Here is a 15,283-nt window from a genome sequence, read left to right on the forward strand (position 1 = left end):
TTATCAATCGAGAATAAAAACTTTGTAACTTGAAAAATGAGAAAGTAATGGGATCCATTTTAGAACGTTCAACACGTGTAGCAGCACAAGAGCTTGAGACCGGAAGCAATGCTATTCAGCAAAAACTTGCTGAGGTGGATTGGGGGTTCCAGAATCGAGGAAAAACTCCCACAATCGAAACGATTCACCCATATCCCGCAAAATTTATTGGTGACATTCCCCGCGCACTCATGAACGCTCTACCTCTTCCAGCGGGAACCGGTGTACTCGATCCATTTTCAGGCTCAGGAACAACACTAGTTGAAGCTCAACAGGCAGGTATCCCTTCTGTTGGTATCGATCTCAATCCAATTGCGTGCCTGATATCTCGGGTCAAAACCAGTCCTTTATCGGATGGCTTTATTGATGCTGTTGAAGACGTTATCAGACGTTCAGGCAATATTACATCGCTGGCAACGCCCGACATACCAAACGTGGACCACTGGTTTAAAGCTGATATCCAGTTAGCCGTCGGAGCTCTCGCTGCAACGATTGCGGACGAGGTTTATCTTCCTTGGCTGGATCAGCTTCGTTTGGCACTTTCAGGAATACTGGTTCGTGTTTCAAATCAAGATAGCGATACCCGGTACGCTGCTATCGATAAAAATATTTCCTATGAGGATGTTTTTAAATTATTCCGTGCCTCAGCAGCAAAAATTATGAAGGCGTTGACGACGCGAAAAGAAGATTTACCTACAGCACAAATTATAGAAGCAAATACGCTTGAGGTTCAGCCAGAAGATATCAATATCCCGATTGGGTTGGTCGTTACTTCTCCTCCTTATCCTAATGCCTATGAATACTGGCTTTATCATAAATATCGGATGTGGTGGCTTGGCTTTGATCCCCTTTCAGTGAAGGAAAAGGAGATCGGAGCGCGCGCACACTTTTTCAAAAAAAATCATCACACGGCTGAGCTATTTATTGATCAAATGCGAGGAGTATTTTCTCTCATTGATAATGTATTAGTCGAAAAGGGGTTTGTCTGCTTCGTTGTGGGGCGGTCAAAGATTCACGGAAAGATTATCAATAATGGGGACATCATTGATCTGGTTGCTTCTGAAATAGGGTTGGAGCATGTATCTCGTTTTGATCGCGTTATAAACGCAAACAGAAAATCTTTCAATCTCTCACATGCAAACATAAAGACGGAAACCGTACTTGTGTTTCAGAAAAGATAATTTAGATATGCAATTAACATGGCACAACTATAAATACTACCCATATGAAAAAGATCTCGCACTGCGTGAGATACAAAGTCTTCTGACACCTGATTTAATCGAGGTTAGTGAAAAAGGGGTAAATGTAAAGCATCCTGTAACACCTGAAATGGCTCAACGGCTAGTCTATTTTGCAGGTTATACTACTGAACTTGGATTACCACCAGTAAATACGATGCAACGTATTCTGGAACAAGTGAATGGCAGCAATACGAGTCGGCAGGCTACCCGCTACTCAGCACATGGATTGCACGAGTACAAAGGCAAGTTTAATCCTCAAGTTGCAAAAGCAATATTGAACATCTTTGCAGCAAAACCTGGACAAATTGTACTTGATCCTTTTTGTGGAAGTGGAACTTCTTTAGTAGAATGCGCCCATCTGGGTATTGATGCTATTGGGACAGATATTAATCCATTGGCAGTATTTATTGCTAATGCCAAATTACGTTCCCTGCAAATCCCTGCTGAGAGGCTTCTCAGGGATGGAATATCATGCCTCATTGAGGCAGAAAAATATTCTTGCATCCATTTTGTTGGTGATGAACGAGATATTTACTTGCAGTCGTGGTTCCCTATGGATTATTTACAGCAAATTGAAAAGCTGAGAAGAGCCATTGAACAGTCAGGTAGTGCCAGTACTAATACCATGCTGGTAATTGCATCAAACCTACTGCGTGATTATTCATTACAGGAACCTCATGATTTGCGCATCAGACGTAGAAAGTCCCCTTTTCCTGAAAAGAGTTTTTTTCAAGCTTACAGGGAGGCTCTAGAGGCGTTTTACAAAAAACTGTCAGATTTTCAACGTAATGTGGGAGTTGTTGAAATAAAGCAAAGGGCAATCAATATCGACTGCAAAAATGCAATGGGGCATGATGGCCTTGGTGCCAATACTTTTGACTTAGCTCTAACCAGTCCGCCATATGCAACAGCTTTACCTTATATTGATACTCAAAGGCTTAGTCTTGTATGGCTTGGATTATTAACGCCTTCAGAGGTGAAGTTATTAGAAGCCGAGCTTGTTGGTAGTCGTGAGATTCGCGGAGCGGGAAAAAAGAACCTGCTGGCACATCTGGAAAAGAATGAAGATGGACTGCCGGAAACGGAAGCCCATTTTTGCCTTCAATTACAGCAAGCCTTATCTGAAACCGATGGTTTTAGAAGACAAGCGGTTCCCCGTCTGCTTTATCGATACTTTTCAGCCATGTCGGATGTATTTGCCTCTGTCAGAGGTGTTGTAAAAGAAGATGCACCTTTTGGTCTTATCGTTGGTGGTAATCATACAGTGCTTGGTGGTACACGTTTTGACATCAATACCCCACAACATCTGGCAAATCTTGCAGTATCACGTGGATGGCAGCATGTGGAAACCATACCACTTCAGACCTACAAGCGTTACGGTTTACATCAAAACAATGCAACCACAACAGAAGCACTTATAGTCCTTAAAGCAGCAGCTAGTAACTAGACTCAGCTCACACGTTGTTACTGACTTTCTCACCATGCTGGCGAGTAGTCTGGAGGTAGCCAGCAGGCTCCATTCCCGGCAAGCTCGCCCTGTTCCGCCGCGTCCCTGAACAAGGCGGCTGCCTGTTGTGAAATCCCTGAATTGCTATCAAGGAAACTGAGACGAAAAGAAGGCTCTGTCGAGGTCGGCCATTCTAGAAGTGCCATATCGCCATCCACAGGTACACTCAGCCCCTCAGCAATTATCAAACTGCTTAAGGCATTTACTGAAGCAGGCACAAGCATACGAATATCACTATGACCTGTTTCGCTTGGAGTAAACCCATACCCCATAACGTTCGTACTAACAGTTCCGCCATCAATGGTCATATTGTCGCTTAAAAAACGTAACCTAAGGTTAAATTGAGCACGAGGTCTATTATGTTTACCAAAAGGGCCAAATTTCAAAGTCTGGACAGATACAACGGGTATGCTTATATTTGCTGTTCCTGTCCCGCCAGCAAAATGACGTGCGCTGTCGCGATTTAATTGAATAATAAGCCCTGCGGCCCCCTTTGGTAGTGGTATTCCGGTTATGGCTCCATAGTCAGTAGTAGCCTGAATAGCATCTGTTGCAAATAGAATATATGGAGGAAATCCTTCACGCTGGGTAAATGATGGCCCTGTCGATAACGTTGCATCCTGACGGGACTGAGTAATAATTGACGGCGTATTAGATTTGGTTACTTTATCCTCGCCTGTTGTTACTGAACCAGCAACTTTCGGGATCTCAATTATGGGCCGTAGGCGTTTCTTAACACTGGATTGGTGTATATCAGCACTTCCTTGGGCAAGGGGTCGAGGTGGCGGTGCAAGTGCAAGGACATCATTTTCAACTAAACTGTTTAGAACTGAAACATCTGATACTATAGTAAGACCATCTGTTTCTTGAACAAACCAGCGGTCAATCGCGGTAGCAATTTCCTCTAGAATTTGGGGATCATCTCCTTCGTTTGTATCAAGAGAAATCCCTGCCTCAACATGCAGAGCAAGACCTGATGCAGTAAGGTTTGCTGATCCCACAAAGGCGGCCTGTGAACCATCTTCTCGGCGAATATGATAAGTTTTAGGGTGAAAGTAGCCCCCTTTGAAACTGACAATTCCCAACTGAGCTCCACCTCGTGGTATGCCCATGATTTCAATTAATCTTTCAACATCACTTTTAAGGGTGCTTGAATCATTCGAACCAAGGAGAATATTTGTTGGAAGATTGTTAACTTTGCAATGAGTGAGGGCAGGAAGAAGTAATCCTAGACCGTCCAGTGAAAAAAAACCCGTCTGAAAACGAAGCTCAGCTACAGGCCCACTTATCGCTGTTTCCAGCCAATAAGCGAGAGTATTCTCGCGCTGGCGCAGTCCAGAATCATAATACCTCATCTTTCCCTTCTCCCTATTTTCATAATCTGTAGCGCTCATTGCACCGAAAAACATGATACATAACCAGTCAGAGGTTACGCCAACAATAATCACATTAATAATTAAACCTTAACCAGATACCTACCGTTTCGCCCTTCGGTACAGTCACCAACACGCCGATAATGTTTTAGTTCGCCTGATTGACCACGTATCCGGCCACCGATGTACAGCTGACTCGGTATGAACCTTGGGAAGTCCGAAAAGTGGTACTCGATGATTACGCGGTTCACTAAGAACTTCGTGACAATGACATCTGTTCATTAGTGATTACCCGTCAAATTGAAACTCGTTTTTGTGTTTTTTACTCTTAAATGTGTTTTAATGGCATTTTCTTCCCCTGTCTGAAGGATGGATGCCATGTTACAGAACAACATCAAACAGTTTCGTACCCAGCTATCGATCACCCAACGCGAGCTGGCGTTTATGATTGGCACCAGCCAGCAGCAAATTCAGCGTATCGAAACCGGCAAGGTTGCTGCAAAGCTGAGTCTCGCACAGGCAATATGCAATGCTCTGGATAAGCCTCTAAATGTCGTATTCCCGGAAAGTGATCGATTGATAAACGATTTCCGCAAGAAGCGTCGTAAAACCGATGAAGACCTTGAGGCGATAGCCACAAGCGGCATTGAAATGGATAGCGGTCTCTGGACTGTAAAACTTTGGCTACAGGGGCAGCAGGACTATTTGCTGTTGCCCATTTCAGCAGCGGATAAGCGGAGGTTTTATTATTATTTTCAGGAAAAAAACACCCCAAACTTAGAACGCTTCTTCGTTTTTGATTCTTCTGAGTATCGCTATGCGTTAAATATGCGTGAAGTGGTATTTCATCAGTTCCTGTCTGATGGTCTGCGGCCAATCGTTGACGAAGAGGATGATGCCTACGAAGACGATTATTTTAATGTCCATATCACGCTGGTAAACGGCGGACCAGTGATTCCACTGAGTGTTGAGCCTGATGCGCCGCAAAACGAAGAGACGGATGATATCGGTCAGTTGAATGGGTTCTTTGAAAAGCTGGACTGCGAGCCTGAAACGACAGATCGTTATATGCTAACCGACGAAGATGGAGAAGATGCTTTTATCCGTATTGGTTCTATTGCTATGGTGCGAGTCGTACTTGACGCGCTGGAGCCTGTGGAAGAAGATGAAGAGTAGTTTTTAGCTAGCTGTAGTCACAGGGAGTCGCGTTGAGTATACATGTGAGTATACATCGTGACCCCTTATTTTTATAAATTCATTTATTTCAATTGATTATGGCGTAAATCACGGTGCGGCCTTCGCACCATCGGAACATCAATAGACGTCAACGGACGTCTTTTTTTGTGCCTGAAATCCAGTATCCGCAAGGCTTTCCTCGCTTTTTCACTCAACCTAAGTCAACCTGATTCAATCTACATCAACTTACTGATGCGGGTACAACTGCGGGTATATCCCGGTTCGATAATGTTTGTACCCACACAGAACCTCTGAAAGGATACTCATCATGGCTCTGAGTGATGTGAAGGTTCGTTCGGCTAAGCCTGAAGCAAAAGCCTATAAACTAACTGACGGTGAAGGCATGGTTTTGCTGGTTCACCCTAACGGTTCCAAATACTGGCGGCTTCGTTATCGTTTTGGTGGTAAGGAGAAGATGCTGGCGCTGGGAAAATACCCTGAAGTCTCGCTGGCGGATGCCAGGGCTCGCAGGGATGAGGCCCGTAAGCTAATAGCTAATGGCGTCGATCCCAGTGAAAACAAGAAAGCCGTTAAGGTAGAGCAGGAGCAAGAGGCGATAACTTTTGAAGTGGTTGCCAGAGACTGGCACGCCAGCAATCAAAAGTGGTCTGCATCGCATAGCGCTCGTGTATTGAAAAGTCTGGAAGATAATCTCTTTGCTGCTATCGGTAAGCGTAACATTGCTGAATTGAAGACGTAGGATCTGCTCGTACCCATCAAAGCTGTGGAGTCATCCGGGCGTCTCGAAGTTGCGGCTCGTTTGCAACAGCGAACTACCGCTATTATGCGCTTTGCAGTGCAAAGCGGTTTAATCGATTACAACCCCGCACAAGAAATCGCTGGAGCGGTCGCCACAGCTAAACGGCAGCATCGTGCTGCGTTAGAACTAAATCGCATTCCTGAATTACTCCATCGCATTGATCACTATTCTGGCAGGCCGTTAACTCGACTTGCGGTTGAACTCATATTGTTGGTCTTCATCCGTTCAAGTGAACTGCGTTTTGCTCGTTGGTCAGAAGTAGATTTTGAAACGGCTATGTGGACGATTCCGGATGAGCGTGAACCGTTGGAAGGCGTTAAACACTCTCAGCGTGGCTCAAAGATGAAGACGCCGCATCTTGTTCCCTTGTCGCGACAAGCTCTAGCAATTTTGGAAAAGATCAAAACCATGAGTGGAAACAGAGAGCTGATTTTCGTCGGCGATCATGACCCACGGAAACCGATGAGTGAGAACACAGTGAATAAGGCTCTGCGAGTGATGGGTTATGATACGAAAACTGAAGTATGTGGACATGGTTTCAGGACCATGGAGTGTAGTTCACTGATAGAATCGGGTTTGTGGTTGAGGGATGCGGTAGAACGGCAGATGAGTCACCAGGAGCGTAGTTCTGTACGGGCAGCTTACATCCATAAGGCGGAACATCTCGGGGAGCGTAGATTGATGTTGCAGTGGTGGGCAGATTATCTGGATGCGAATCGAGAGGGAGGCGTTAGCCCATTTGATTTTAATGGCTTAAGTCCGTTTTCACGTTAAGAGGATTATATCCGTATTTTTTTCGTCGAGTGTTGGAAGAGGGATATTTCAAGCTTTAAGCACCGGCGAGTACAGTTCTTCTTTTTCATAGTGAAGGAATATACTATTTTGTGATTTTTTTATTAAATATCAGCATGTTAATATTTTTTTTGTGATTCGAAAGTGTATTCATGAACTGAGCTAGATTTCTTAACAAGGTCTCATCTGTGCCTCAATACCATTATTGACTAGTTATCATAGTAATGGATATCCATACACATGATTTGTGTCTTTTCTTTTTTGGAAAAAATAGTATTCTGTATACTATTAAATTCTTTGATTTTATTGGAGATTATGTAACGTGCAGAACAAATACCAAGCCATACGGTGTAAACAGACCAGCGATGGGAACTGGTTAGTTTTCTTCTCTGCATCAGCTCATGAGATCGATGTTTGGGCTGGTATTCCTGAGAAAAAGAATTTTGATTCAGTCGAATCAACAGGGTTTCAACGCTCTTTTAAGGCAGAGCGACTTGATAGTTTAATAAATTTTTATTCAAATAATGACAACATTTTACAGAATCCTCTTCTTTGTGCTCCCAGAAAAATAGGGGATTTTGATAGTGCAGTTCACTTTATTCCTGATGAAGATGTGAATTCTAATGACTATATTCAGAAGGGTACACTTGTTATAAATTATGAGGATTTTCATTCCCTTAAACTTATTGAGCTACTTCAGCTATTTAGTAGCTACCTCAGTAATAGGGTAGAAGATATTGATAAACAAGAGTTGGATGTTAGTCTTTTAGCTAAATTGAAAGAACGGCTATCATTAGATTATGATGAACACCCGGAAATCACTCCAACAATTATTGATGTTAATGATGGAGGAGAACTTCACGATGAAGATCTTACCATTATCGAATCATCACATATAAGTGATTTATGGCAGGAAGTTGCCTGTCGAATTTCTATCTTAAAAGAATATGGACAGGACTATGACTCTTCAGAAATTTTAGGGTTTACAAAAGACTCTATTATTTCTTATCTAAAACCAGTTATTATTGTTGATGGACAACATAGACTTATTGGTGCCATAGAGCATTCAAATCGAGAATCAAAAACTGATGATGCGATGGCTAAATATTTTGGGTTTATGACAAACGACGGATTGACAGAACAAGAAGCAAAGTTAAAAGTCCAAAATGAAGTATGTAGGCACTTGCCGATTTCTTTAGTTTTGTCTGATGATCCTGCAGAGCATGTTTTCCAATTTGTAGTTGTTAACCAGAAAGCTACCCCTATTAATAATGCTTTATTAGGGACAATTGTATCTACCACTCTTGCAACAAACGAATTAGAACGTGTAGCGGATAGGTTAAAAAATGCTGATATCGAACTAGAAGCATCACAAGCCGTTTCCTTCGCAACTAGAAATTGCAATAGTCCTTTTTTTGGGCTAGTACAAACGGGGATAAGTGGAGAACAATCTGGGAAATTACCTTGGACCGTTATGCGATCTTTGATTACTATTTTTAAAGATCTTAAGGGAGGTAAATTTTTTAGTGATGAGAACCGCATTGATTATGCAGATCTCTGGAGAAGACGCTACCTAGAGGCTTCAGAAATAATCACTGAAAATGATAAATATAAAGTATGGAGTTCTGAGGATGGAGTGTGGAGAGATGTATTTGTAAACTTTTGGACTTGTGTGAGAGACAAATTTGGTAATACTAATGACCCTAGCAGCCATAATTATTGGGGGCATACGAGCTCTAATCTCTTTAATAAGATATCGTTAACAATATTAGCAGCGGATTTTTTTAAATACTTATGTGAATCTAGGACTAATTTGAATTCGGCGGATTCAATTTCGCAGTTGGTTAACGAGTGGCTAACTGATGTAGATCTTAACTATTTTAATAGAGATTGGAAATTAGCCAATGTCAAAAAAGATGCGCCAGGAACCAGAAAACAATGGTCAAGACTTTGGTTGACATATCGACAGGATCCTAGACAGTTACCACAGACAGCTAATTATAAAAAGATATAAAAATGGAAAGATTACATCAATATATCGAGCAATCATTAAGCGGATTTGGTAACGTTTGGAATGCCGCAGGAATTGCGAAACAATCAATTATAGAAGTCCCCGATGATGTCTTTTTAGGCGGCACATCATTATTAAAAAATGATATTAACCTGCAATGGTTGGCATGGTTTTGCGAGTCACTCTGTAATTTAGATGAGTGTTTAGGTGAGGTAGATCAGTATAAAATATTTTCCCTTGTAAGAAGAGGATTAATTCATGTCAATATCGATCCGGACAATCCAATGTTTTTGAAGCTATGTAGCATAATATCAGGCTTCATGTTCAAAAGGATAGAAAGTGTCTCTGGAAGACTAAGACAGCGTGTTACTAAACAAAATAAATTAGATCTTATTGAGTCTTCACAAGGTGAACCAAGATGTTGGATATGCAATTCAAAATTTAGTATGGATGCTATTGATATTTTTTTAGGAAGACCTGGGAACATAATTCTACCTGAGTTTGTAGATTATATGATGCCTAGAGGGTTAATTGAAAGAGATCTTAAAATTGAAGTAGAACACAAATTACCCTTTTCTAAAGGAGGAGGAGATATTGATGATCTCAGTAATATTGCGTTGAGCTGTGGATGGTGTAATCGATATAAATCTAATTTAATTTCTATATATGATGTTGGGCGAAATTTAAAAAATTACAAAAATGATAATTTTGTCGGATTTAGTATACCAGAGCCTTATTGGATCATTAGGAAAATGGCTTTATCAGAGCGATGTTCTCATCCTGGCTGTACATCTAAACGAAAAAATAATTTGTATATAGATTTGATTAACCCGCGAGGAGCTGCAAATCCGATAAATCTAAAGGTTGTATGTAAGACTCATGTTAATGATTATCATCACCGTTTAGTACCAGCGATCAACTATGCTGACTGTATCTTTAGCAAAAAAAATAGATTGATATGAATAGTGATTCGAAGCTTTGCTGTATTGACATAGGTAATTAGTAAATAATTAAATTCGAAAATTATATTACTAGCATCATGAATATTTGCTCATTATCATTTTCGAGTCTATAGGAAGATTATAAAGATGCTAGCTATTATTATTTTTGCGAATTTATATATATAAACATTAGTTAGTAATTTCCTGATGCTAAAGGAAATTTATTAAGTTTCCCTGTAATAAATTTCCCTTATTGTGTTTATTTGTTAATTTTGAAACATTATTTATTAACAATGATTTCTATATGAACGATGTTTTTAAAAGCATATTCAACCCACGTGATATATGAATTTTGATGAAATCATGAATATTTTCGCCCATTAAATCTTTTTTGCTTCTAAGTAATACGATTGATTCATAAATCTTGTATTCACTACCTGCAAATGTTCTCCATGTCATTTCAACATTACTATCTGAGGGAATATTTTCCTTTGGTGGTACGGATGGATCAGCTAATGATTTACAAAGAGCCCAGCGACATAGTACATTCCAGTTTTCGATACCAGTTTTTCGTTTAAGAGTGATCAGTTGTTGTTTTTGTTTTTCAGATAAACGAATAATATCAATGTGTTGCATGATCAGAAGTATCCTTCTTTAAAGCTAGAGGTCTTGCTTTTCTCGTCGTGACTAATATGGAGTTCACGGCTTATGTAAGGTTTTAACTGTTGATAATACTCACCAATAATTTCTTCATCAGTCGATAGCAGGACAACTTGCGGGCCTGCTTTGGGGAAATAGTAATTTACTAACTTACTACGATGTTTACCGTCTAATCTACTAAGCGGGGTATCAATAACAGTCGGTAGTTCCTTACCTGATGCTTCAGCTAAACCCCACAAAATGGCAATTGCTAAAAGCTGTCGTTCTCCTGCTGAAAGTTTGGCTGCTTCAAGTATATTGCCTGCTGTATCATAAAGTGTGATAGCAAAGCTTTCAGGGCAAATTTCTAACTGACGAATGAGCTGTGATTTACGACCTAAAATATCAAATTTTTGCTTAACTAATGTCTGTAACCGATCGATATTTTCACGTATTAATATTTCCGCAAAATTTTGCAAAGTTATTTTCAATTTTTTAATATGACTGCTTACTTGGATAGTTCTTTTTTGTTCGAAAGTATCTTTATTCTGTTGTGCCAATAAGTTAGTGTAGCGCTGTGACAAAATATTATTTTTTGCAGCTGTTTGTTCCAGTAATTGCTTTTTATGTTTGTACTGTGCAGTGAGGGATTTAAGATTTGCCTCGCGTTCAGCTAATTCAGTAATTAAATGCTGTACTGATTCATAATCAGGAACAGTATCTAGTTGTTGTTGTAGTAAGGCTTGTTGTTCAAGTAGTAGTTGTTGTTCTTTCTTTAATTTCTGTCGTTGTTTGTCTTCTTGAGAAATTCTCTCTTCTAAGCCATTAAAAATACCCACTTCCGTTTTCAAAAAACACTCAACATTAGCCAGAGCCTGTTGCTCTTGCGCTTGTTCAATTATAATATTATTAACGTGATTAATGGTTTTTTCAGATGCTGAAGTGGTTTTAAGTACATTTAGGATTTTTTCGTTATAAATATTAATTGCTTCATCTAGTATTTTTGCTTGGGTTGCTTTAGTTTCCAGATGAATTTGCATTTTAGTTTCATTGATTAGGTCTTTCACTAATCCGAGTGGACCTACACCAGCTGCTAATTTAATTAGTTCGGCTTTGTTTAGGTTTAATTTAGTTTCAATAGTGCCTAACTCGAACTTAAGTTCATCACGCTTTTCAATCAGATGGGCACCAGCATTACGTACAGCTTGACGAGCTTTGTTCACAGCAATAGTGATATTACTGATGCCATGTTCTATTTCAACTATTTCTTTTTTCAAATCTGAAATTGCAGCATTACACTGACCCATTTCATTTTCGCAAGCCTCTACTTTCGCAATAATGTTTTGATCAACATTAGATGCACTGCGTTTTTTATCCACTTGAGCAAGGTCAATTTGCAGTTGCGATAGCAAATCAAGTCCTAACAGGCTCTCAATACCGGTTCTGACTAGTTCCGATGAGCGTTGTGGGTGTGCCAAGTTTTCAATTTTCTCGCCATCAAAGAAGAATAAATCAGATAAACTGAGTGGGATAAATTCGTTAACAAATTCATCCCAATGCTGGCTTAGATGCTCGTTTGGTTGAAGATCAACGTACACTTTAATTTTATCTTTTGTATCTGATCCTTTTACATACCAGCTGCGTTCAATATCGTAGCGATTAACTCTATCTTCTGTTCGATGTGTAAAGGTTAAGCTTAACTTTACCTCGGCTTCTGGAGATGAAAAACGATTTTTACAACTGGATAAAAATGCACCATAGGCCGTACCTACACGGTTAGAGCATCTCGCATGTTTACCGTACAAAACTAACTGTATAGCATCAAGAAAAGTTGTTTTACCTCCACCATTTAGTGCTCCTAATAAGATTATCGGTTTATCTCTTTCTACTTCGAGGTCAATCAAGTGCTCACCTTGATAAATACCGAAATTCATGATTCGCAGTTTGTTAAATATCATCGTTGACAACCTCTGTTTCAATCAGTAATGAGCTATATCCTCGTTCTTTGACTGAACGAGTAATAATTGCAATCTGCTCATTAATAGATTCCTTTTCTCTTTCTGACAAATTTGGTGAGTTGTCATATTGTATTTGTAGCTCTAGCCTTTTGCGTTCTAGAGCAAAAGTTTTAGCCTCATCTAAAGATGAAAATGCCCCTTTTTCTAAACTATCTGCTAACTCTGTAGCTAAATTTGCTCTCCGCAACTGACTTTTATGTCTATTGGCAATAACCATAGCAGCACGTATCTGTTGATACATGAGGCCTTCATCATCGTTATTTTCAGAGCAAAAATCTTTGAGTTTGTCCAATACTGTTTTGTTCAGGATAGGGTGGTGAGCACGACGTGGGCCAGGGTAAGGTTTTCCAATTACTTTTTGGTAAATTGCAGGAAGATTATCTTCTACTTCTAGTTTTTCTTCTATCCATATACGACGTATTTCCTCCAGTTCTTCCAAAGGCAATAGTTCAAGATTTTTTACTTCTACAGGCCCCATTTTTTGCACGGCTACTTGCGCTGATAATACTTTTTCAAGCAATTCTTCACGAAAGTTTTGTATATATGGCCCTGGAACAATATCAGCCCCATTTTTTGTTATGTGCACAGTTAGAGAGCCATTCATACGGCGAAAATCACGACGAGATTTGTCTCTGCGTAGTTTACCTAGTTTCTTATCATGATCTACGTCGTTTACGTCAATTTCATTACGCAGTGCTAATAATGGATACATCCATTCTTTTTCTTCGTCATTAGCAATCATCGCTGACATGGATTTATCTTCAGAGACCATAGTACAAACATAACAACCGAACCGGCTATCACCACAACTTTGGGTACTTTTATCGACAACGAGTGGGCACTCACCACCTTCCGTAGCTCCTTGGTACATACCCATTAGCTCCTGGTTGGGGAAATTCCAGGGGTTGGATACTGAGTTCAGATATATCCATACATCATCATTGGTCCAGTCGGCAATTGGGGGATATACCCAAACTCTATCTAAGGTACCATTTGCCGTTAGCCCATCTGCTCGACGGGTGTTGGTTTCAGTATTTTCATAGTGCTCCATTGTTGCCGCTCGGGTTGTACTTTCTGCTTTGCGTGTACCTAGGACTAAAATTGCCTCGCCTTTTTTATCTACCAAGTTATTGATAAAATTATTGGAAGGAGAGATTTTTAGACGATCAGTACACCAGCGAAATTTGTAGCGTGGAGCAGGGTAGCCTTTACCAATAAGATTGACCCAAAACCTATCTTTGACATCAGGTGTCAGGCGGTGTGGGTGAATAGGAAGATCTTGTTGCTGTTTTGCTTCAATCATTCGTTCTAATGATTTTTCTACCCACATAGCAACAATAGGATTTTCCACAAGTGTATCTGTGCTTATGACATGCACATCTTTATGGCACCGGCCTTCTTTTTTTAGTTCTTGTAGCGCAGACCATACCAGCTGCAAAACTGCAGTTGAGTCTTTACCTCCACTGTACCCGATAACCCAAGGAATTTGATCTGATAAATATAATCTCTTTATATGGGCAATGGTGGTAGCAACAGTCGCTTTTAGACCTTGTTTGTTAAATGCAGAGTAAGGAGGACTGTTTACTGTAAAACTCATTTTTTGATTCCTAGAAATTTATCTTCGACTTTTTGTTGCTCAATATTTAATGGTAACTGTAAATGTTGTTTTAGAGCGTTCAATGTCAGTAAAGCGGAATGTACGCTATGGTCCATTCGACCTTTATTAAAGCAGCGTTCCATCCATAATCTGTTTGTTCTCGCCCAATTTAAGCCTTGGAATTTTTTCAGCAAAGGCTTCCAGTTTGTGTGATCTGCAAGCAGTTCATTGCCGAACATAGCAAAACTTTTCAGAAGAATTGCACTGAATAGCACATAATTTGCCCTATCTGCTGGCTTGATCTGATGGTTTTTTGCTTGCTGCCAGAGAGGTAAGTTTCTTGCGAGCTCATCCCAATATTCCACAGCTTTTTCTGCTTGTTGCAGCCAATTTTTTTCAGTGACATTAGGACAAAGTTCCATGCATGCAGCATGCACTGAACTATGCATGAAAAATTTAGCTGAACGCTTACTTATACGGCTTGAAAACTCAACAACACCATTAAAAAACTCGCTACTTTCTACTACATGGTTAGTCAGATTTTCTTCAGGTGTAGAGCCATACAACACTGCGATGGACCTATTGGCCGGTATAGGATACAAGTTCAAATCGCGGAAGATTTTTTGGCGTTGTTTAAGATTTTTATCCACGAAGAAAACGACAGATATGGTTTCGTCTCCCAGTGCGGGATCTTCTTCTAACGCTTGTTGAATAGCTGCACTGCGATGTTGACCATCAGTCAGGTAAAACTCTGCATCTTCATCAACGACAAGGTTACCAATCTTGTTACCATGCCCTTCAGCGGCTATTGGTTCAAAGTATGTTTGTCCTTCAATGCAAGCTGTAATGGCTGAAAACGTGTAGTCTAGCCTGTTGCTATGGATGTAATGTGCAATCTGCGGGATGCGGCTATGATTTAACACTCGTTGTGCTTTGTCACTTTCTGCCAGCATAGACTCATCTAATGTAAAAATTTTTTTAAGTCTTTTGAGGGGACACATCACAATATAGTATTCGTGCCCAGCTTGAATCCCTCGAATCGCGGGGAAACTGATTCCAGATACTATATGGTTCACTATTGATAGTCCTCAACGTTTCATTGCGCAGATTGTGTTCGAACGAAAAAATT

General features: G+C 40.2%; 10 protein-coding genes and 1 pseudogene. 6 read left to right on the forward strand and 5 right to left on the reverse strand.

What is annotated here, in order from left to right; translation table 11 throughout:
* The first annotated feature begins 47 nt into the window (after positions 1-47).
* Together GJ746_RS03010 and GJ746_RS03015 are read left to right on the forward strand one after the other, a co-directional pair.
* Positions 48-1,220, forward strand: a complete 1,173-nt coding sequence (locus GJ746_RS03010) for a DNA methyltransferase (RefSeq protein ID WP_154678873.1) — start codon at positions 48-50, stop codon at positions 1,218-1,220.
* A 7-nt stretch (positions 1,221-1,227) separates the two neighbouring features.
* Positions 1,228-2,727, forward strand: a complete 1,500-nt coding sequence (locus tag GJ746_RS03015) for a TRM11 family SAM-dependent methyltransferase (RefSeq protein WP_154678874.1) — start codon at positions 1,228-1,230, stop codon at positions 2,725-2,727.
* 29 nt (positions 2,728-2,756) lie between these two features.
* Here GJ746_RS03015 and GJ746_RS03020 read toward each other — a convergent pair whose 3' ends face one another.
* Entirely contained in the window at positions 2,757-4,235 is a 1,479-nt protein-coding gene (locus tag GJ746_RS03020) for a phospholipase D-like domain-containing protein (protein ID WP_227852744.1), read from the reverse strand.
* A gap of 303 nt (positions 4,236-4,538) precedes the next feature.
* On the opposite strand from GJ746_RS03020, the gene GJ746_RS03025 reads away from it, so the two are divergent.
* From GJ746_RS03025 to GJ746_RS03040, 4 genes and pseudogenes are all read left to right on the forward strand, one after another.
* Positions 4,539-5,336 carry a helix-turn-helix transcriptional regulator gene (locus GJ746_RS03025; protein WP_154678875.1) on the forward strand — a complete coding sequence of 266 codons (798 nt, stop codon included), beginning with the start codon at positions 4,539-4,541 and terminating at the stop codon, positions 5,334-5,336.
* A 328-nt stretch (positions 5,337-5,664) separates the two neighbouring features.
* A pseudogene (locus tag GJ746_RS03030) lies at positions 5,665-6,930 on the forward strand (tyrosine-type recombinase/integrase).
* Between the two features lie 340 nt (positions 6,931-7,270).
* Positions 7,271-8,962, forward strand: a complete 1,692-nt coding sequence (locus tag GJ746_RS03035; protein WP_154678876.1) for a hypothetical protein — start codon at positions 7,271-7,273, stop codon at positions 8,960-8,962.
* Positions 8,963-8,964: 2 nt separating this feature from the next.
* Positions 8,965-9,921: an HNH endonuclease gene (locus GJ746_RS03040; RefSeq protein WP_154678877.1), complete on the forward strand. Its 957-nt coding sequence runs from the start codon at positions 8,965-8,967 to the stop codon at positions 9,919-9,921.
* A 279-nt stretch (positions 9,922-10,200) separates the two neighbouring features.
* Here GJ746_RS03040 and dndE read toward each other — a convergent pair whose 3' ends face one another.
* From dndE to dndB, 4 genes are read right to left on the reverse strand one after another with little or no spacing between them, the layout of a single operon-like run.
* Positions 10,201-10,536, reverse strand: a complete 336-nt coding sequence (gene dndE, locus GJ746_RS03045; RefSeq protein WP_195908789.1) for a DNA sulfur modification protein DndE — start codon at positions 10,534-10,536, stop codon at positions 10,201-10,203.
* Positions 10,537-10,538: 2 nt separating this feature from the next.
* Positions 10,539-12,497, reverse strand: coding sequence for a DNA sulfur modification protein DndD (gene dndD / locus GJ746_RS03050; protein ID WP_154678878.1), 1,959 nt, complete (start codon positions 12,495-12,497; stop codon positions 10,539-10,541).
* The gene (gene dndC / locus GJ746_RS03055; RefSeq protein WP_154678879.1) at positions 12,487-14,154 is read right to left on the reverse strand and encodes a DNA phosphorothioation system sulfurtransferase DndC; all 1,668 of its coding nucleotides are present in this window, start codon (positions 14,152-14,154) and stop codon (positions 12,487-12,489) included. The genes dndD and dndC overlap by 11 nt, the downstream gene beginning before the upstream one ends.
* Entirely contained in the window at positions 14,151-15,230 is a 1,080-nt protein-coding gene (dndB, locus tag GJ746_RS03060) for a DNA sulfur modification protein DndB (protein ID WP_154678880.1), read from the reverse strand. Before dndB ends, dndC begins: the two co-directional genes overlap by 4 nt.
* Positions 15,231-15,283: the final 53 nt, after the last annotated feature.

It is taken from the genome of Klebsiella oxytoca, from assembly GCF_009707385.1.
Taxonomy (GTDB): Bacteria; Pseudomonadota; Gammaproteobacteria; order Enterobacterales; family Enterobacteriaceae; genus Klebsiella; species Klebsiella oxytoca_C.